Source organism: Streptomyces sp. NPDC001714, assembly GCF_042892755.1.
Classification (GTDB): domain Bacteria; phylum Actinomycetota; class Actinomycetes; order Streptomycetales; family Streptomycetaceae; genus Streptomyces.
This window is the reverse complement of sequence record NZ_JBIAUL010000020.1, coordinates 114,843-132,450: the sequence shown is the minus strand read 5'-3', so window position 1 is coordinate 132,450 and position 17,608 is coordinate 114,843. Positions and strand designations below refer to the sequence as shown.

Here is a 17,608-nt window from a genome sequence, read left to right as displayed (position 1 = left end):
CTCCCCCCACTACTCTCATCCCGTGAGTAACGAAGACATCACGCTGACCGCAGGCGACGCCACCCTGCACCTGCACCCCGGCAACGGCGGCCGGATCGCCGGACTCGAGGTCGGCGGCCTCGAACTGCTCCGGCAAGGTGACCGTTTCGGCTGCTTCCCGATGGTTCCCTGGTGCGGCCGGATCCGGGACGGCCGCTTCCTGGACGGGGCCACCGTCGTCCAGATGCCCCTCAACTCCCCGCCGCACGCCATCCACGGCACCGCACGCGACGGCGCCTGGCGCACCGCGCGGGTCTCGGCGAGCGAGGCCGTGATCACGCGCGAAATCGGCGATCCCTGGCCGCACCCGGCCCGCGTCACCCACGTCGTGCAACTCGCCGAGGACTCGCTGACGCTGACGATGTCCGTGGAGACGTACGACGACTCCTTCCCGGCGCAGATCGGCTGGCACCCCTGGTTCAACCGGAACCTCGGCGGCCAGGGCGCCCAGGACGTCCGGGTGGACTTCACCCCGGCCTGGCAGGAGGAGCGCGGCGCGGACCACCTGCCCACCGGCAACCGCATCGACCCGAAGCCCGGCCCCTGGGACGACTGTTTCGGCATGCCCGACGGTGTCGACGTCACCCTGACCTGGCCGGGGCAGCTGGAACTGCAGGTCGCCAGCCGCGAGCAGTGGGTCGTGGTCTACGACGAGCAGGCGGAGGCCGTGTGCGTGGAGCCGCAGACCGGACCGCCGAACGGGCTGAACACACTCCCGAGGCTCGTCACCCCGCTGGAGCCGCTGGAAGCCGCGACCACCTGGACGTGGACGCGCCTCTAAGCTGGTCGGCATGACGGACGTACACGCTGAGCTGCTGCAACAGATCAAGGACAAGGCCGTGGTGCACGGCAGGGTGACCCTGTCGTCGGGCAAGGAAGCCGACTACTACATCGACCTTCGCCGGATCACGCTGGACGGCCAGGCCGCTCCGCTGGTCGGTCAGGTCATGCTCGACCTGACCGCCGAGCTGGACTTCGAGGCCGTCGGCGGCCTCACCCTGGGGGCCGACCCGGTGGCCACCGCGATGCTGCACGCCTCCCACGCGCGCGGAAGGACGCTGGACGCCTTCGTGGTGCGCAAGGCGGGCAAGGCGCACGGCCTCCAGCGCCGTATCGAGGGCGCGGAGGTCAAGGGCCGCCGCGTCCTCGCCGTCGAGGACACCTCCACCACCGGCGGCTCCGTGCTGACCGCGGTGGAGGCGCTGCGCGAGGCCGGCGCCGAGGTCGTCGCCGTGGCGACGATCGTGGACCGGGCGACGGGCGCGGCCGAGGCGATCGCGGAGCAGGCCGGTGTGCCGTATCTGTTCGCCTTCTCGAAGGATGAACTGGGTCTGGACTGACACCCCGGTCGACGAGTGGGATTGACCCGGATTCGACCGCTGCCAGGAGCATCGGTTCATGTCTGGAAAGATGGGGACGACGATGACGTCGCCCCCAAGGTCTAGGTCAGGGCCGTAAGAAAACAGCAGCACGCCGACCCGCACACTCAAGGAGCGGACAGATGCCCATCGCAACCCCCGAGGTCTACAACGAGATGCTCGACCGGGCGAAGGCAGGCAAGTTCGCCTACCCGGCCATCAACGTCACCTCGACCCAGACCCTGCACGCGGCGCTGCGCGGCTTCGCGGAGGCGGAGAGCGACGGCATCGTCCAGATCTCCACGGGTGGAGCCGAGTTCCTGGGCGGCCAGTACAAGAAGGACATGGTCACCGGCTCGGTGGCGCTCGCCGAGTTCGCGCACATCGTGGCCGAGAAGTACCCGGTGAACATCGCGCTGCACACGGACCACTGCCCGAAGGACAAGCTCGACGGGTACGTACGCCCGCTGCTCGCGATCTCCGAGGAGCGCGTGAAGAACGGCCGCAACCCGCTCTTCCAGTCGCACATGTGGGACGGCTCGGCCGAGACCCTCGCCGACAACCTGGCCATCGCGCAGGAGCTCCTGGAGCAGGCCCGCCGCGCCAACATCATCCTCGAGGTCGAGATCACCCCGACCGGCGGCGAGGAGGACGGCGTCTCCCACGAGATCAACGACTCGCTCTACACGACGGTCGAGGACGCGATCCGCACCGCCGAGGCGCTGGGCCTCGGTGAGAAGGGCCGCTACCTGCTCGCCGCCTCCTTCGGCAACGTGCACGGCGTGTACAAGCCGGGCAACGTCGTGCTCCGCCCCGACCTGCTGAAGGAGCTGAGCGACGGCGTGGCCGCCAAGTTCGGCAAGCAGTCCCCGTTCGACTTCGTCTTCCACGGCGGCTCCGGCTCCACCGAGCAGGAGATCCTCACCGCGCTGGAGAACGGCGTCGTGAAGATGAACCTCGACACGGACACCCAGTACGCCTTCACCCGTCCGGTCGCCGACCACATGTTCAAGAACTACGACGGCGTCCTGAAGGTCGACGGCGAGGTCGGCTCCAAGAAGACCTACGACCCGCGCACCTGGGGCAAGCTGGCCGAGGCGTCCATGGCCGCGCGTGTCGTCGAGGCCACGCAGAACCTGCGCTCGGCGGGCAACAAGATCAAGTAAGTCGCATCACGGTCCGGACCCGGCGGCTGTCTGCATCTGTCGACAGCGCCGGGTCCGCTGTATACCTGGACCCATGCCCGACGTCCGGCTGGCCTCCTCACAGGGCAAGTGGATCCTGCTCACCACCGTCCTCGGCTCCAGCATGGCGATGCTGGACTCGACGGTCGTCAATGTCGCCCTGCCCCGCATCGGGGAGGACCTGGACGCGAGCCTGTCCGCGCTCCAGTGGACGATCAACGCGTACATGCTGACGCTGGCCGGCCTGATCCTGCTCGGCGGCTCGCTCGGCGACCAGTACGGTCGCCGGAAGATCTTCGTGCTCGGGGTCGTCTGGTTCGCGGCCGCCTCCCTGATGTGCGGCCTGGCCCCGACGGACGCCGTTCTGATCGGCGCCCGGGCACTCCAGGGCATCGGCGGCGCCCTCCTCACACCGGGCTCCCTGGCCCTCATCCAGGCCTCCTTCCATCCCGACGACCGGGCCAAAGCGGTCGGCCTGTGGTCCGGCTTCGGCGGCATCGGCGCGGCCGTCGGACCGTTCCTGGGCGGCTGGCTGGTGGACGGCCCGGGCTGGCGCTGGGTCTTCCTCCTCAACGTCCCGCTGGCGCTGCTCTGCGTCCCCGTCGCCCTGCGGCACGTCCCCGAGTCCGCCGACGGCCGGGCCCACGGCCGCTTCGACGTGCTCGGCGCGGTGCTGGGCGCGCTCGCGCTGGGCCTCGTGACCTTCGCGCTGATCGAGGCCGGCACCACCTCGCTGCTCGCCGTCGCGGGCGTCGCGGCCGGCGTGGCCTTCGTGTACGTCGAGAAGCGCCGCCAGGACCCGATGCTCCCGCTGGACATCTTCGGCTCCCGCCAGTTCACGGCACTCAACATCGTCACCCTGTGCGTGTACGGGGCGTTCGGCGGCTACTTCTTCCTCACCGCGCTCCAACTCCAGGTGGTGGCGGGCTACTCGGCCCTGGCCGCCGGCACGGCCCTGCTGCCGACCACGGCCCTGATGCTGCTCTTCTCGGCCCGCTCGGGCGCCCTGGCCGACCGCATCGGCCCGCGCATCCCCCTCACGGTGGGCCCCCTGCTGTGCGCCACCGCGATGCTCCTGATGCTGCGCGTCGGCGAACACGCGAACTACCTGACCGACGTCCTCCCGGCGGTCCTGGTCCAGGGCGTCGGCATGGTCACCCTGGTGGCCCCGCTCACCGCCTCCGTCCTCGCCTCCGTGGGCACGGCCCGGGCGGGCATCGCCAGCGGCATCAACAACGCGGCCGCCCGCGCCGCCAGCCTGATCGCGGTGGCGGCGCTGCCGCTGCTCGCCGGGATGGGCCCGGAGGCCTACCGGTCGCCCTCGGCGTTCGACGCGGCGTTCGACCGGGCCATGCCCATCTGCGCCGGCGTCCTGGTGGTCGGCGCGGCCGTGGCCTTCGCCCTGGTCCGCAGGCCGGCCCCGGGCTGCGTGCGCCCGGAGTGCCGCACCCACGGGAACGTGACGTCGCCGCCGATCGAGGCGAAGGGCAGCTGAGCGCTCCGCTGGAAGTGCCGCGACATGCCGTCTTCCGACTGCAGAGCCGTTGTGGCTGGTCGCGCGGTTCCTCCCCCCAGCCTTCGGCCGGGGGGACCTGCAGCGCCCCTTCGGGGCGCTGCAGAACCGCAGCGGATTTCGCCGGACCCGCTCAGGGGCCGGAGGCTACTGCCGGCGGCGGAGCAGGGTGGTCCGCAGGTCGTGCTCGGTGATCTGGTCGGCGGGGCGGTGGAGTCTCCAGCGGTGAGCCTCGCCGCCGTCCATGGGCAGTACCTCGACGACGGTCTGCAGCGGTGGGCGGCCGCGTGCGGCACAGCCGAGTTGGCGGATCACGACGGCGGTGTCGTCGTCCAGGCCGAGCAGGACGCGCACGGTGTCCCTCAGTTCGCGCAGGTGCGGGCTCGGCCAGGCGCTTCCTGGGCGTGGTTGCAGGCGCACGGCAGATGTCTCGTGCCGTGCGGCCGCGGTCACGGCCGTCTGCCAGGCCGCGAGGAACAGCAGCGTGCCGGTTTCGGCGAGGAGGCTGAGGCCGGCCTGTGGAGCGGGCTGCAGACCGCGCTCGGTGAACCCGAACACGCCGACCGTGCGCGAGGCGGCGAAGCCGCCGAGGGCGCCGAGCGCGACGCCGGCCGCGGCGGCCCTCAGCGGCAGGGGCGGCGTCCCCGCCGCCAGCAGGGCGGCGAGGGCGAAGGAAGCACTGGCCTGGAGCAGGAACAGAGGGCCGATGACGTGGACGGAGCGGTACCCGTCGACGTACAGCTGAGCGTGGACGTATCCGCCGGCGGCGAGGGTCGCGGCGGTCGCCCATCGCAGGGCGGGGGCGAGGAGTCGTCGGCCGTTCATGCCAGCCTCTGATCCTTGACGGCCAGTTCGCGGTCGCCCTGGCGGTAGCCGACGCTGCGGATGCCGAGTGCGTCCTTGAGCTGCCGGGCGGGCACGACCTGCGGGGTGGGGGCGGGGGCGCGGCCCGGTTTCGGCAGGGGGTAGGCGGTGGTGGTGGCGGAGTGGAAGGTGATGTTGCCCTCGGTCTTGGTGAACAGCTGGTGGACGTGCCCGTTGAGGCAGGTGACGGAGGAGAAGCGGCGCAGCAGGGCGATGACCTTGAGGGCGTCGTCGGTGCTCCAGCCCCACTTCGGGTACATGGCGAACAGCGGGATGTGGCTGAAGACCACGACGGGCGTGTCCGAGGACAGGCCGGCGAGGTCCTTGCGGACGAAGTCGATCTGGGCGCTGCCGAGGTGGCCGAGCTTCTCCAGGCTCAGGGTGTTGACCAGGGCGATGAAGTGCACGCCGTGGGTGTCGAAGCTGTACCAGCCGTCGCCGAGCGTGCCAGCGCCGAAGGCGCGCCGGTAGGCGCGGCCCGCGTCGCCGATGGAGTCGTGCTCGCCCGGCACGGTGAACACCCGGTCGGTCTTCAGCCCGGACATCATCTGCTTGACCTGGTCGAACTGCCCGGCCGTGGACAGGTGGGTCAGGTCGCCGCTGTGCATGACGAAGTCGGGCCTGAAGCCGAGTGAGTTGACCTGGTTCACCGCTTCGGTGAAGGAGCCGGCCACGTCCGTGTTCGCCGGACCCTGGAACCCGATGTGGCTGTCGGAGACCTGCACGAACCGCAACGTGCCGCTTCCCGCCGCGGCGGCACCGGCGGCACCGGTGGCGGCCTCGGCGGTGGAGCCCCGGGAGCCGGCGATCTGGCTGATCACCTCTCCGCCGGCCACGGTCAGCACCACCGCGCCGCCGAACCACCCGGCGTGCCGCATGAGCTGGCGACGCGTCATGCCGTGTTCCGCGGCGGGCTCACCGGGTTCGTCGTAGATGTCGTAGGCGGTCATCGGGTCACCTCCACGGTGGCGGTCATGAACGGATGGATGGTGCAGAGGTAGGAGTAGGTGCCGGGCTCGGTGAACGTGTGGCTGTAGGTGCCGTGGGTGGCCAGGGCGGCGGAGTGCAGCGGACCGCCCGATCCGGCGCTGGTGACGGTGTGGGCGTCGGTGTCCTGGTTGGTCCAGGTCACCGTCGTACCCACCGGCACCTTCAGGGCGGCCGGCGCGAAGGCGAAGTTCTTGATCGCGACGGCGGTCCCGCGCACCGGCGTGACCGCGCTCGGGTGGCTCGCGGGCATGTCCATGGCGGGCATCGACGAGGAGTGCGGCGACGGGCCGCACGAGCTGAGGAGCCCCAGCGTGCCGGCGGTGGCGAGGGCGGCGAGGGCCAGCCCGGCCGCTGTGCGTGATCGTCGGCCCGGGGTGTGGAAGTTCGGGTGCATGGCGTCCGTTCGTCCTTTGCCGTGTGGGGAATCGAGGAGGAACCGCGCGTGAGTCGGTTCCTGTCCGGCTCCACGGACGGCGAGGGGCATACGGTTCGGCATATATGCGCTTTTGCTGGTTTTCTTTCCGGCGACGCGGAGCGTTGTCCGCACTGCGCCGTGCGTTACAGGACAAAGAACTCCATGTGCGCGATCATCGACTTATGCCCCGGAGTTTCCGAAAGCGTGAGCAAAGGGTTGATCCGGATCGCTCCGCGCGCCGTGTCTCCGGTAGAGGAACGCTTTCGACCGCGGACGAGGAGCTGCTGCGCACTCTCTACGCGGAGCACGCAGGGCCCCTGTTCCACTACGTGCTGCGACTGACATCAGGAGACCGGCAATGGGCGGAGGATGTGGTGCAGGAGACGCTGCTGCGGGCGTGGCAGCACCCCGCCGCGTTCGAGCCCGCACGCGGCCCGGCCCGGGCATGGCTGTGCACGGTCGCCCGGCATCTGGTCATCGACGCCCACCGGGCCCGGCAGGCCAGGCCGGCCGAGACCGGCGGCGAGGCCCTGGAGCGAGCCGCCGAGCAGACGCCGGGCGAGGACGAGATCGAGCAGGCACTGCAGAGCTGGGCGGTCGCCGACGCCCTCCGGGCGCTGTCCCCGGATCACCGCGCGGTGCTGCTGGAGACCTACTACCGGGGGCGGACCATGGCGGAGGCCGCACAGGTGCTGGGCATTCCGCTGGGCACCGTGAAGTCACGGACGTACTACGCCCTGCACGCCCTGCGGCTGGCGCTCCAGGAGCGGGGGATCGAGCCATGAGCGTGGGGTGCGGGAGGTGGCGACCGTGAGTACGGAGCATGACGCCCTCCGGCTGGCGCTGGGTGGCTACGTCCTGGGCACACTGCCCTCGGCGGAGATGGAGCGGATGCGGGTCCACCTCGCGGAATGCGACGCGTGCCGGGCCGAACACGTCCGGCTGGCGGGACTGCCCGCGCTGCTGGCGACGGTGACCGAGGCCGAAGCCGCGGGCCGGACGATGCCGGCGGCCGACGGCGACCTGGCCGACCGGCTGGTGGCTCACGCGGCCGAGAGCGCGCAGGTCTCCTCGCCCGCGCCGCCTGTGGCGGCACCACCACAGGCGGGTGTGCTGGAGGGCCTGCTGCAGCGGGCCGCGGCCCGGCGGCGCAGGAGTTGGCGCCTGCAACTGGCCGGCGCCGCCGCCTCCCTGGCGTTCGTCGCGGCGGCGGCCGGCGGCACGTGGCTGGCGACGGTCGGATCCGTGACCAGTCAGGCGACGCCGCCCGGGGCGACCGCGCCGACCGCCTGGCGCACGTTCTCCGGCAGCGATCCCGCCACCGGCGTCACCGCCTCGGTGCAGGTCTACCCCTCCGCCTGGGGGAGTGTCCTGCAGGTCCACGCCAAGGGGGCGCCCGCCGGAATCACCTGCCGGCTGCAGGCCGTCGGGCCCGGCGGCACCCGGGCGGACGGCGCCACCTGGCGGGCGGGCGAATACCCTCCCGGCACCACGGTGCCAGGGGCGGTCGCCATGTCCCCGGGGGACATCCAGCACTTCGAGATCCTCGCGGGCGACGGCCAGAAGCTGGTCACCATCCGATCGTGAGGCGTCGCCCGACCGTCCGGCGCCGAGACCCGCGCCACCACGGTGTGCCGCCAACCGGCCCGCTCCGCAAGCGACTTGTGACCGGCCTTGAGGCGAGCCCCGAGAATCCCGACAAAAGGCGTGAAAGGCTCGAACCGTCGGGCGCGTGCCGTCCGTGGAACTGAATGAGCGCACCCACGCAGGACCGGTACACCGACCCCCCGACGCTGTCGGCGGTCTCCCCTCGTTCCGGTCTCCGGACCTCCACGGAAGAGCCAGAAGACCATGTTCGTGACCGATTCGCCCCGCCCGAGTTCGCCGGCCGGCCGGCCCTGCCGCCACCAGGCGCTGCTCACCCTGCCCGCGCAGGAGGCGCACGTCTCCGCCGCCCGTCACTTCGCGGCCGATCTGCTGGAGACCTGGAGCGTCCCCGCGAGCGAGCGGGACTCCGCCGTTCTCATCGTGGACGAACTCGCCGCCAACGCCGCCCAGTACGGGCGTGAGCGCATGACCCTGTCGCTCGTCCTCGACCACGGCACCCTGCACATCGTGGTCACCGACTCCGGTACGGCGGTGGAGCGCCGTCGCCGCGACACAGCTCCCGACGAACACGGCCGCGGCACCGGCATCGTCCAGTACCTCGCCCAGTCGACCGAGGTCCACCAGACACGCAGCGGCCGCGAGGTCCGCGCCTGCCTGAGGTGTTCGGCATGACCGGCCCGGGCGAGCCGCGGCACCGGGTCACCGCACGACCCCGCGAGTGGGCCCCCGCGCCCCACAGGCCATGCCCCGTCGACGGCTGCCCGGGACCGGCCCGGGCTCCCGTGCGCTCCACGGAGCGTCCACCGGCCGTCGATCACGTCGAGGACCTCGAAACCGGCCACGACACGGTGCCGTGCCGACGCTGCGGCACCGGCCCCCGCGCCTACGCGGACGCGCCCGACCTGCGACGCGAGATGCACCGGCTGCTCGCGCTCGGGGCCGAACGCGACGGCCGCCGGGCCGGGCCGGTCAACGGTCCCCCGGCCGACGCGACGGCCGCCGAACGGGCCTGGCTGCTGCGCAGGGCGGCCCTCATGGACCGGATGGCCCTGGGCGGCGGCTCCGGCCCGGCCGCGGCAGCCGCGGAGACCGCCGAGCGACTCGTCCGGTACGACCGCCGCCATCCCGACCTGGTGGCCGGCCCGTACCGCCCCGACGCGGTCACGCTCGCCCGCAGGCGCCTGCTGTACGTCCGCCAGGAGTACGCCGCCTGGACGGCCGCCGGATGTCCCGGGAGCTGACCCGCCCCCTGCTATCCGTGCAGCTCGGCGTACGCCTCCGCGCTGCTGTCCTTCAGGAACTGCCAGCAGCGCTCGTTCTCGTCCTTCTCACCGATCTCACCGGCGGCGCGGGCGAGCGCGGCGAGGCAGCGCAGGAAGCCCCGGTTGGCCCGGTGCTCCCAGGGAACGGGGCCGTGCCCCTTCCACCCGGCGCGGCGCAGGGCGTCAAGGCCGCGGTGGTAGCCGGTGCGCGCATAGGCGTACGACTCGACGACCGCGCCGCGCTCGAACGCCTCGTCGGCGAGGAGCGCCCAGGCCAGCGAGAAGGTCGGGAACTTCGCCGCCACCTCGACGGGAGCCAGCGACTCCTCGCCCAGCAGGCGGTACGCCTCTTCGTTCTCCGGCAGATACGTCGGCTCCGGGCCGCCGAGCAGGTTCGTGTGCGTCGTCATGGCGCAAGTCTGCCACCGCCGGACGGGGGTGCCCGACGGGCGGGCCTTGCCGGATCCGGGTTACGTTGCGGAAGATGCCGGTGGGGACCGGGGCCCCCGTGTCGGCATCGGCAGGGGCGGACCGCTACCCGGAGTACAACAGGAGACAGCGATGTCCCATGAGGCTCTCGAAAACAACGAGCCCGAGACCCCGCATCTCGACTTCGCCGGCACGACGCCGTACGAGGACTACGTCAAGGCGGACGTGCTCACCCACCTCCAGCACACCCTCTCCGACGATCCCGGAGAGATGGTCTTCCTGGTCACGACCCAGGTGATGGAGCTGTGGTTCACCGTCATCGTCCACGAGTGGGAGACGGCCGCGGCGGCGCTGCGCGGTGACGACATCCCCACCGCGATCGCCGCGCTGAAGCGTTCCACCCGCGAGCTGGAGGCGCTGAACGCCTCCTGGAAGCCGCTCGGCCAGCTCACCCCGGCCCAGTTCAACTCCTACCGCTCCGCCCTCGGCGAGGGCTCCGGCTTCCAGTCGGCGATGTACCGGCGGATGGAGTTCCTGCTCGGCGAGAAGTCCGCGTCCATGCTCGTCCCGCACCGCGGCGCGCCCCGCGTCCACGCGGAACTGGAGAAGGCGCTGCACGAGCCGAGCCTGTACGACGAGGTGGTGCGGCTGCTGGGGCGGCGGGGGTATCCGATCCCGGCGTCGGTGCTGGTGGAACGTGACATATCACTGCCCTATACGCCTTCCGACGCCGTCGAGGCCGCCTGGACCGCCGTCTACTCCGGCGACGGCGACGCGGACCTCGCCCGCCTCGGCGAGGCGCTGACCGACGTCGCCGAGCTCGTCTGGCGCTGGCGCAACGACCACCTGGTCGCCACCCGCCGCGCCATGGGCGCCAAGCCCGGCACCGGCGGCTCGGCCGGGGTCGCCTGGCTGGAGAAGCGCGCCCGCAAGAACGTGTTCCCGGAGCTGTGGACGGCGAGGTCCCATGTCTGAGCGGGCCCTGCGGGCGGAGAAGCTGGACGCCGAGGACGAGCTGGCCGGGGTGCGCGAGCGCTTCGTCCTCGACGAGGTCGTCTACCTGGACGGGAACTCACTGGGCGCCCTGCCCTCGCACGTCCCCGGCCGCGTCGAGGACGTCGTCCGGCGGCAGTGGGGCGAGCTGCGGATCCGGTCCTGGGACGAGAGTGGCTGGTGGACGGCGCCGGAGCGGATCGGTGACCGGATCGCCCCGCTGGTCGGGGCGGCGGCCGGCCAGATCGTGGTCGGCGACTCGACGAGTGTCAACGTCTTCAAGGCGCTTGTGGGTGCGGTACGGCTTGCGGGGGAGGGCCGCGACGAGATCCTCGTCGACGCGACGACCTTCCCCACGGACGGCTACATCGCCGGGTCGGCGGCCCGGCTGACGGGCTGCACCCTGCGCCCGCTCACCCCCGCCGAGGTCCCCGCGGCGCTCGGCGACCGCACCGCCGCCGTACTGCTCAACCACGTCGACTACCGCACCGGGCGCCTCCACGACCTGCCGTCCCTCACCGCCGCGATCCACGCGGCCGGGGCGGTGTCCGTCTGGGACCTGTGCCACAGCGCGGGCGCGCTGCCGGTGGGCCTCGACGAGCACGGGGTCGACCTGGCGGTCGGCTGCACCTACAAGTACCTGAACGGCGGCCCCGGCTCACCGGCGTACCTGTATGTGCGGCGGGAGGTGCAGGACCGCTTCGACTCCCCGCTCCCCGGCTGGAACTCCCATGTGGAGCCCTTCGGGATGCGCCCGGCGTACGAACCGGCGGGCGGAGCGGTCCGCGGTCGCGTCGGCACCCCGGACATCCTCTCCATGCTCGCCCTGGAGGCGGCGCTGGAGGTGTGGGAGGGGGTGCCGGTGGCGGCCGCACGGGCCAAGTCCCTTGCACTGACGGACTTCTTCCTGGAGTGCGTCGAGGCGTACGTGCCGGCGGGCCGCGTCGAGTGCGTGACCCCGGTGGCCCACGAGGAGCGCGGCAGCCAGATCGCGCTGCGCTGTTCCGACGCCGGGGACGTCATGAGACGGCTGATCGAGCGGGGCGTGGTCGGTGACTTCCGGCACCCGGACGTGCTCCGCTTCGGCTTCACCCCGCTGTACGTCGGCTTCGCGGACGTGGAGCGGGCGGCGCGGGTGCTGGGAGAGGTCCTGGGGGAGGCGGCGGGAACGGCCGTCGCCTAGCGACATGGCGACATAGTGATCCCCGGACAGGGGCCGGGACGGTACAGAACCGAGCAATCCTCACCGTGCGTGACATCCGCGTGTCCCCGCACGTCACGGGCCTGGTACCGTCCCGGCCAACGGGCGACATCCCCACCTGGTCCGCCAACACCTCCCCCAGTGCCGAAAGCCTGGGAGGTGCCCCCATCGTCGCTGAGAGGTTGGAGCATGCCGGACGACGACGCAGCAGCCCGGGCCGCCGCCGAGGAGGAGTCGGCCTTCTCGCACCCGCACGTCGCGCCCGACGCCACGGCCGCCTACGGCGACCATCCCGACCAGGTGATCGACTTCTACGCCCCGCGTACCGAGGAGCCGCTGGCCCCGCTGGTGGTGGTCCTGCACGGGGGCGCGTGGCGTGCGCCGTACGACCGCGGCCACATCACCCCGTTCGCCGACTTCCTGGCCCGGCGCGGTTTCGCGGTGGCCAACGTCGAGTACCGGCGCGGCGCGACGCTCCCCGCGCAGGGCGGCACGGCCCCGGTGGCGGGCCGCTGGCCGGACACCTTCGACGACGTGGCGGCGGCGCTGGACGCCCTGCCGGCCCTGGTCCGCGAGGCGGTACCGCGGGCGGACCTGCGCCGTACGGTCCTCACCGGCCACTCGGCGGGCGGCCACCTGGCGCTGTGGGCGGCGGCCCGGCACGTCCTGCCGGCGGACGCCGCGTGGCGCACCTCCGGCCCCGCACCCCTGCGCGGGGTCGTGGCGCTGGCCCCGATCGCGGACTTCGCGACGGCCGAGAAGCTGGACGTCTGCGGCAACGCGGCCCTGCAACTCCTCGGCGGCGACGAGAAGTTCGCCGACCGTCAGCCGTATGCCGACCCCGCGCTCCTGCTCCCGACCGGCATCGCGACCACCCTGGTCCAGGGCCGCACGGACGTGGTCGTCCCGCAGGCGGTCGCCGAGTCCTACGCGGACGCGGCGGCCAAGGCGGGCGAGGTGGTGGGCCTGACGCTCCTGGAGGAGGTCGGCCACTTCCCCCTCATCGACCCGGCGGCGGACGCCTGCGCGGTGGTGGCGGAGGAGATCGCCCAGCTGGCCTGGTGAGCGCAAGCGGCTGGCGAGCCCGAGCGGCTTGGTGTGCCCGAGCGGCCTGGTGGGCCCGAGCGGCCTGGTGGGCCCGAGCGGCCTGGTGGGCCCGAGCGGCCTGGTGGGCCCGAGCGGCCTGGTGGGCCCGAGCGGCCTGGTGAGGGGCCGTCCCTGAGCCTTCCCTCACATACCCGTAGTACCTGAGAGCTACCTCCCAGGTGAGTCCCCGGGCGGGACGCGAACGACACGATCCGCTCCGTAATTTCCCGATCAGAGCAGCCCGACGGCCGGGCGCACTGAGCGGGGGGACCGACCATGACGGCGGCGACGGGGGAGCGGCAGGGGCACAGGCAGGGGTCGAGGCAGGAGCAGGGACACAGGCCGCCGGGCCGGGGGCGCCGGCGCGGGAGGCTGCGCCGCACCCTTCTCGCCGTCCTCCTCACCGCCGCCGTGGTCCTCCCCCTCTCCGCGGCCACCCGGCCCGGGATCCCCGCCCCGCCTCCCGCCGCTCTGCCCGCCCGCCTCACCCCGGCCGCCCTCGCCACCGCCTACGAGGCCAACCGCGCGAACGCCGACGCCGCCGCCCGCATGGCCGCCGCCGACGGCGACGCCTCCCGGGCCGCCGCGGACGCCGCCCTCGCGTCCCCCGCCCGTCGTCTCCTCCGCTTCGACGCAAGAGGAGACGGTCAAGTCACCGAGGTCTTCGGCGACTTGCCGCACGCGACGCGGGTCGCCGTCCTGGTCCCCGGCTCGGACACCACCCTCGACACCTACGCCCGCCTCCACGCGGCGGCCGAGTCCCTGTACCGGCGTCTCACCCGCGTGGCCCCCGGCGGCACCCGTACCGCGGTCATCGCCTGGCTCGGCTACCGGCCCCCCGCCACGATCAGCACCGCGGTCCTCACCCCGGGACGGGCCGGCCAAGCCGCCCCGTACCTGCGCGAGTTCCTCCGCGAACTCCGCACCCTCACCGCCCCCGGACCGGCGACCGTCGCCCTCCTCTGCCACTCCTACGGCACGGTGGTCTGCGCCCGCGCCGCCCCCGCTCTCACCGGCCTCGGCGTCACCGACATCGCCCTGGTCGGCAGCCCCGGCACCGGTGCCGGCTCGGCCGCGGCCCTGCACACCTCCGCCCGTATCTGGGCGGCCCGGGGAGCCGACGACTGGATAGCCGAGGTCCCGCACGTCCACGCCGATCTCTTCGGCACGACCGTCGGTTTCGGCACCGACCCCGTGTCCCCGTCCTTCGGCGCCCGCGTCTTCGCGGCGGGCCCCGGCGGTCACAGCGACTACTTCACCCCGGGCTCGGCCTCCCTGGCCAACCTCGCCCGGATCGTCCTCGGCGAGACAACGGAGGTCACCCGTGGGTAAGCCACCGACGCCCCGCAATGGGAAGGCCGCACAGCCCACCGCGCGGCCCGTGGCAGCGCTACGGCGCCTTGCCCGGCGCGTCGACGCGGCCACCCCGCCCGACCGGGACCGCGCCGTGGACGCCCTGCGCGCGTTCGCCGTGCTCGGTGTGGTCCTGGGCCACTGGCTGGTCACGGCACTGGTGGCGGACGGCGGCGACCTGCACACCAGCAGCCCTCTCCAGCACCTGCCGTGGCTGGCCCCGGTCTCCTGGCTCTTCCAGACCCTCGCCGTGTTCTTCCTGGTCGGCGGCCACGTCGCCACGCGCAGCTACGCCACCGCCCGGGCCCAGGGCACGCCCTACCACCGCTGGCTGACGGCCCGTCTGTCCCGCCTGTTCAAACCGGTGGCCGCGCTCCTCGCCCTCTGGACGATCGCGACCACCGCCCTCCTCCTGTCCGGCACCGACTTCACCACCGTCCGCACCCTCGCCAAACTCGCCCTGTCCCCCCTGTGGTTCCTCGTGGTCTTCGCGGTGCTGACGGCGGCGACCCCGCTCGCCGCCCGGCTCAACCCGCTGTGGCCGCTGGCCGTCGTCCTCCATGTGGACCTGCTCCGTTTCGGCTTCGACGCCCCGCCCGACGTCGGCTGGGTGAACCTGGCGGCGGGCTGGCTGGTGCCGTACTCGCTCGGCGCCGCCTGGACCCGTGGCGAACTGGACCGCCCGCGCGCCGGCTGGGTCCTGTTCACCGGCGGTACGGCGGCGACGGCCGGCCTGGTCGCGTGGGCGGGCTACCCGGCGTCGATGGTCGGCGTCCCCGGCGCGTCCGTCTCCAATCTCGACCCGCCCACCCTGGCCGCCGTCACCTTCGGCCTGGCACAGTGCGGCCTTGCCCTGCTCCTGCGCGAGCGGCTGCGTCGTGCGATGCGCCGCCCCCTGGCCTGGGCGGCGGTGGCCTTCGTGAACCTCTCGGCGATGACGATCTTCCTCTGGCACCAGACGGCCCTGATGGCGACCACGGCCACCGGCCTCCTGCTCGGCCGCCTCCCCGGCCTCCACACAGCCCCGGACGACCTCGCCTGGGTCGCGGCCCGCCTGCTCTGGCTGCCGGCCTTCGCCCTGGCGCTCACCGTCTGCTGGGCGGCGTTCCACACCTACGAGCGCGGCCGCCCCCTGCCGCGCTCGCGTGTGGTCCGGACCCACCGCTCGTCCGATCGGGCGACCCCGAGGGGAGCCCGCCGTGTCTAGGCTGATCGCTGTGACGGAGACGGAGACGGGGGCCCGGCGGCCGGAGTGGATCGGGAGCGGCCGCGTGCTGCGCTGGCTGCGGGTCCTCCGCGACGACCTGTGCACCGTCCGCCTCGACCCGCTGCCCCCCTCCGTATGGCTGCGCTGGCTGCCGCACGGTGTGCTGTGCCTGGCGGCGTTCGGCATCACGCTCGGCGGCATCGCGCAGCTCCAGCACAACGGCCATCTGGGCGCCGGTCTCGCCTCTCTGCTCGGGTTCGCCCCGGGCGGCGCCGTGCTCCTCGCGATGTGGCGGCCCGTCCCGGCCTGGTGGCTGTCGACGGGGGCCATGCTGGTGGCCGCCATCGCACTGCACGGCCGGCTGGGCACGACACCGGTGGTCCTGTTCACCTGGCCCTGGACCGTGGCCGGGATCATCGCGCAGCTGCTGGTCCTGCTGCTGCTCACGCTACGGGTCCGTGCCCGCGTGGCCGCCGAGGCACTCGCCCTGACCGTGGTGGTCACCTGGCTCCTCGACGGCGTCTGGGGAGCGCCGCCGCACCAGTCCACCTCGGTGGTGACCGTCGTCCTGTCCGTGATCGTCGTGGCGCTCGGCACGGCGCTGCGGGGCCGCCGCGAGGCGCGCGCGGAACTCGGCCGCCAGGCCTCGCTCACCGAGGAGGAGCGGGCCCGGCGCACCCTGCTGGAGGAGCGCAGCCGGATCGCGCGCGAGCTGCACGACGTGGTCGCCCACCACATGTCGGTCATCTCCATCCAGGCGCAGGTCGCCCCGCACCTGGTGGAGAACCCGTCGGACGAGCTGCGCGAGAACCTCGACGGCATCCGGCACAACGCGCTGGAGGCGCTGACCGAACTGCGCAGGGTGCTCGGCGTCCTGCGCTCCGAGAGCCCCGACCAGGACGCGCCCGACGACTCCGGCACCGGCCCGCACAGCCCGCAGCCCACCCTGGACCGGCTGGACACGCTGGTCGAGAACACCAGGGCGGCCGGTCTGACCGTCACCACCCGGATCAACGGCGAGCGGCGCCCGATGCAGTCGGGCGTGGAGCTGTCGGCGTACCGGATCGTGCAGGAGGCGCTGAGCAACGTGCTGCGGCACGCGCCGGGTGCGACCGCCCATGTCGAGATCGAGTACATCCCCTACGGACTCCTGCTGTCCGTCGCGAACTCCCGGCCGACCCGGCCCGCGCCGCCGTCGCCGGGCGCCGGGCACGGACTGCTCGGCATGCGGGAGCGGGCCGCGATGCTCGGCGGGTCGCTGACGGCGGGCCCCCTGGCGAACGGCGGCTACCGGATCTTCGCGGAGCTCCCGGCCACCGCTCCCGGCCTCCGCCTGGTACCCGGCCGCACCGCGGATCCCACCACCGGCACCACCCGTGCCCTCGACCCGAAGGACGACCGCGCATGACGAGCAGCAGTGGCAGCCCCATCCGGGTGGTCATCGCCGACGACCAGCAGATGGTCCGGCAGGGCTTCACCGTGCTGCTGAACGCCCAGCCCGGCATCGAGGTGGTCGGCCAGGCGGTGGACGGTCTGGACGCGGTGGCCAAGGTCGCCGAACTCACCCCGGACGTCGTCCTCATGGACATCCGCATGCCCGAACTGGGCGGCATCGAGGCCACCCGCCGGATCGTCGGTGAACGCCCGCACATCAAGGTGCTGGTGCTCACCACCTTCGACCTGGACGAGTACGTGTACGAGGCGTTGCGCTCCGGCGCGTCCGGGTTCCTGCTCAAGGACGCGTCCGCGGACAAACTGGCGGAGGCGGTGCGGGTGGTGGCCGCCGGCGACGCGCTGCTCGCGCCCGGCATCACCCGGCGGCTGATCGCCCAGTTCTCCCGGCTGGACGGGGGCGGGGTACGCGCCCCGCTGAAGACGCGGATCGGTGAACTGACCGAGCGCGAGACGGAGGTCCTCGCCCTGATCGCGCAGGGCCTGTCGAACGCGGAGATCGCCGAACGGCTGGTCGTCGCCGAGCAGACCGTGAAGACGCACGTGAGCCGCATCCTGGTGAAGCTGGGCCTCAGGGACCGCACCCAGGCGGCGGTGTTCGCGTACGAGTCCGGGCTGGTACGGCCCTCCGGGTACTGACCGGCCGGCCGCCGC

General features: G+C 72.9%; 19 protein-coding genes. 15 read left to right on the top strand and 4 right to left on the bottom strand.

Annotated elements, in window-relative coordinates:
* The first annotated feature begins 22 nt into the window (after nt 1–22).
* The 4 genes from ACFY0P_RS40320 to ACFY0P_RS40305 all read left to right on the top strand — a co-directional run bounded on the left by ACFY0P_RS40320 (nt 23) and on the right by ACFY0P_RS40305 (nt 4,076).
* The gene (locus ACFY0P_RS40320) at nt 23–820 is read left to right on the top strand and encodes an aldose 1-epimerase (RefSeq protein ID WP_388925247.1); all 798 of its coding nucleotides are present in this window, start codon (nt 23–25) and stop codon (nt 818–820) included.
* Nucleotides 821–830: 10 nt separating this feature from the next.
* The gene (pyrE, locus tag ACFY0P_RS40315) at nt 831–1,379 is read left to right on the top strand and encodes an orotate phosphoribosyltransferase (protein WP_388925244.1); all 549 of its coding nucleotides are present in this window, start codon (nt 831–833) and stop codon (nt 1,377–1,379) included.
* A gap of 161 nt (nt 1,380–1,540) precedes the next feature.
* A complete protein-coding gene (gene fbaA, locus ACFY0P_RS40310; protein ID WP_388925241.1) occupies nt 1,541–2,563 on the top strand; it encodes a class II fructose-bisphosphate aldolase in 1,023 nt (340 codons plus the stop codon).
* A 73-nt stretch (nt 2,564–2,636) separates the two neighbouring features.
* A complete protein-coding gene (locus ACFY0P_RS40305; protein ID WP_388925236.1) occupies nt 2,637–4,076 on the top strand; it encodes an MFS transporter in 1,440 nt (479 codons plus the stop codon).
* 165 nt (nt 4,077–4,241) lie between these two features.
* Here ACFY0P_RS40305 and ACFY0P_RS40300 read toward each other — a convergent pair whose 3' ends face one another.
* From ACFY0P_RS40300 to ACFY0P_RS40290, 3 genes are read right to left on the bottom strand one after another with little or no spacing between them, the layout of a single operon-like run.
* Complete coding sequence (locus ACFY0P_RS40300; RefSeq protein WP_388925233.1) at nt 4,242–4,919, bottom strand: hypothetical protein; 678 nt, start codon at nt 4,917–4,919, stop codon at nt 4,242–4,244.
* The gene (locus ACFY0P_RS40295; RefSeq protein ID WP_388925230.1) at nt 4,916–5,908 is read right to left on the bottom strand and encodes a metallophosphoesterase family protein; all 993 of its coding nucleotides are present in this window, start codon (nt 5,906–5,908) and stop codon (nt 4,916–4,918) included. Before ACFY0P_RS40295 ends, ACFY0P_RS40300 begins: the two co-directional genes overlap by 4 nt.
* Nucleotides 5,905–6,342, bottom strand: a complete 438-nt coding sequence (locus ACFY0P_RS40290) for a cupredoxin family copper-binding protein (protein WP_388925227.1) — start codon at nt 6,340–6,342, stop codon at nt 5,905–5,907. Before ACFY0P_RS40290 ends, ACFY0P_RS40295 begins: the two co-directional genes overlap by 4 nt.
* Nucleotides 6,343–6,545: 203 nt before the next feature.
* On the opposite strand from ACFY0P_RS40290, the gene ACFY0P_RS40285 reads away from it, so the two are divergent.
* The 4 genes from ACFY0P_RS40285 (at nt 6,546) to ACFY0P_RS40270 (ending at nt 9,212) form a co-directional block, all read left to right on the top strand.
* Nucleotides 6,546–7,148: a sigma-70 family RNA polymerase sigma factor gene (locus tag ACFY0P_RS40285; RefSeq protein WP_388925224.1), complete on the top strand. Its 603-nt coding sequence runs from the start codon at nt 6,546–6,548 to the stop codon at nt 7,146–7,148.
* A 25-nt stretch (nt 7,149–7,173) separates the two neighbouring features.
* Nucleotides 7,174–7,950 (top strand): zf-HC2 domain-containing protein, encoded by a 777-nt coding sequence (locus ACFY0P_RS40280; RefSeq protein WP_388925221.1) that lies wholly within the window; start codon nt 7,174–7,176, stop codon nt 7,948–7,950.
* A 264-nt stretch (nt 7,951–8,214) separates the two neighbouring features.
* Nucleotides 8,215–8,643, top strand: coding sequence for an ATP-binding protein (locus ACFY0P_RS40275; protein ID WP_388925218.1), 429 nt, complete (start codon nt 8,215–8,217; stop codon nt 8,641–8,643).
* The gene (locus tag ACFY0P_RS40270) at nt 8,640–9,212 is read left to right on the top strand and encodes a hypothetical protein (protein WP_388925215.1); all 573 of its coding nucleotides are present in this window, start codon (nt 8,640–8,642) and stop codon (nt 9,210–9,212) included. Before ACFY0P_RS40275 ends, ACFY0P_RS40270 begins: the two co-directional genes overlap by 4 nt.
* 11 nt (nt 9,213–9,223) lie before the next feature.
* Here the strand turns inward: ACFY0P_RS40270 and ACFY0P_RS40265 are convergent, their stop codons facing one another.
* A complete protein-coding gene (locus tag ACFY0P_RS40265; RefSeq protein ID WP_294005701.1) occupies nt 9,224–9,643 on the bottom strand; it encodes a DUF3151 domain-containing protein in 420 nt (139 codons plus the stop codon).
* Between the two features lie 151 nt (nt 9,644–9,794).
* On the opposite strand from ACFY0P_RS40265, the gene ACFY0P_RS40260 reads away from it, so the two are divergent.
* The 7 genes from ACFY0P_RS40260 (at nt 9,795) to ACFY0P_RS40230 (ending at nt 17,593) form a co-directional block, all read left to right on the top strand.
* Nucleotides 9,795–10,637 carry a tryptophan 2,3-dioxygenase family protein gene (locus ACFY0P_RS40260; RefSeq protein WP_388925211.1) on the top strand — a complete coding sequence of 281 codons (843 nt, stop codon included), beginning with the start codon at nt 9,795–9,797 and terminating at the stop codon, nt 10,635–10,637.
* A complete protein-coding gene (gene kynU / locus ACFY0P_RS40255; protein WP_388925208.1) occupies nt 10,630–11,838 on the top strand; it encodes a kynureninase in 1,209 nt (402 codons plus the stop codon). Before ACFY0P_RS40260 ends, kynU begins: the two co-directional genes overlap by 8 nt.
* Before the next feature lie 207 nt (nt 11,839–12,045).
* Nucleotides 12,046–12,921: an alpha/beta hydrolase gene (locus ACFY0P_RS40250; RefSeq protein WP_388925205.1), complete on the top strand. Its 876-nt coding sequence runs from the start codon at nt 12,046–12,048 to the stop codon at nt 12,919–12,921.
* Between the two features lie 297 nt (nt 12,922–13,218).
* Complete coding sequence (locus ACFY0P_RS40245) at nt 13,219–14,274, top strand: alpha/beta hydrolase (RefSeq protein ID WP_388925202.1); 1,056 nt, start codon at nt 13,219–13,221, stop codon at nt 14,272–14,274.
* Between the two features lie 49 nt (nt 14,275–14,323).
* Entirely contained in the window at nt 14,324–15,502 is a 1,179-nt protein-coding gene (locus ACFY0P_RS40240; RefSeq protein WP_388925199.1) for an acyltransferase, read from the top strand.
* A gap of 4 nt (nt 15,503–15,506) precedes the next feature.
* The gene (locus ACFY0P_RS40235) at nt 15,507–16,910 is read left to right on the top strand and encodes a sensor histidine kinase (RefSeq protein WP_388925416.1); all 1,404 of its coding nucleotides are present in this window, start codon (nt 15,507–15,509) and stop codon (nt 16,908–16,910) included.
* Nucleotides 16,907–17,593 carry a response regulator gene (locus tag ACFY0P_RS40230; protein ID WP_388925196.1) on the top strand — a complete coding sequence of 229 codons (687 nt, stop codon included), beginning with the start codon at nt 16,907–16,909 and terminating at the stop codon, nt 17,591–17,593. Before ACFY0P_RS40235 ends, ACFY0P_RS40230 begins: the two co-directional genes overlap by 4 nt.
* Nucleotides 17,594–17,608 lie beyond the last annotated feature (15 nt).

Bases quoted from the DNA above. Each gene is read 5' to 3' on its own strand.
- ACFY0P_RS40305 (WP_388925236.1), top strand. From the start codon at position 2,637: ATGCCCGACGTCCGGCTGGCCTCCTCACAGGGCAAGTGGATCCTGCTC.
- ACFY0P_RS40265 (WP_294005701.1), bottom strand. From the start codon at position 9,643: ATGACGACGCACACGAACCTGCTCGGCGGCCCGGAGCCGACGTATCTG.
- fbaA (WP_388925241.1), top strand. From the start codon at position 1,541: ATGCCCATCGCAACCCCCGAGGTCTACAACGAGATGCTCGACCGGGCG.
- ACFY0P_RS40250 (WP_388925205.1), top strand. From the start codon at position 12,046: ATGCCGGACGACGACGCAGCAGCCCGGGCCGCCGCCGAGGAGGAGTCG.
- pyrE (WP_388925244.1), top strand. From the start codon at position 831: ATGACGGACGTACACGCTGAGCTGCTGCAACAGATCAAGGACAAGGCC.
- kynU (WP_388925208.1), top strand. From the start codon at position 10,630: ATGTCTGAGCGGGCCCTGCGGGCGGAGAAGCTGGACGCCGAGGACGAG.
- ACFY0P_RS40260 (WP_388925211.1), top strand. From the start codon at position 9,795: ATGTCCCATGAGGCTCTCGAAAACAACGAGCCCGAGACCCCGCATCTC.
- ACFY0P_RS40230 (WP_388925196.1), top strand. From the start codon at position 16,907: ATGACGAGCAGCAGTGGCAGCCCCATCCGGGTGGTCATCGCCGACGAC.
- ACFY0P_RS40275 (WP_388925218.1), top strand. From the start codon at position 8,215: ATGTTCGTGACCGATTCGCCCCGCCCGAGTTCGCCGGCCGGCCGGCCC.
- ACFY0P_RS40295 (WP_388925230.1), bottom strand. From the start codon at position 5,908: ATGACCGCCTACGACATCTACGACGAACCCGGTGAGCCCGCCGCGGAA.
- ACFY0P_RS40245 (WP_388925202.1), top strand. From the start codon at position 13,219: ATGACGGCGGCGACGGGGGAGCGGCAGGGGCACAGGCAGGGGTCGAGG.
- ACFY0P_RS40285 (WP_388925224.1), top strand. From the start codon at position 6,546: ATGCCCCGGAGTTTCCGAAAGCGTGAGCAAAGGGTTGATCCGGATCGC.
- ACFY0P_RS40270 (WP_388925215.1), top strand. From the start codon at position 8,640: ATGACCGGCCCGGGCGAGCCGCGGCACCGGGTCACCGCACGACCCCGC.
- ACFY0P_RS40300 (WP_388925233.1), bottom strand. From the start codon at position 4,919: ATGAACGGCCGACGACTCCTCGCCCCCGCCCTGCGATGGGCGACCGCC.
- ACFY0P_RS40290 (WP_388925227.1), bottom strand. From the start codon at position 6,342: ATGCACCCGAACTTCCACACCCCGGGCCGACGATCACGCACAGCGGCC.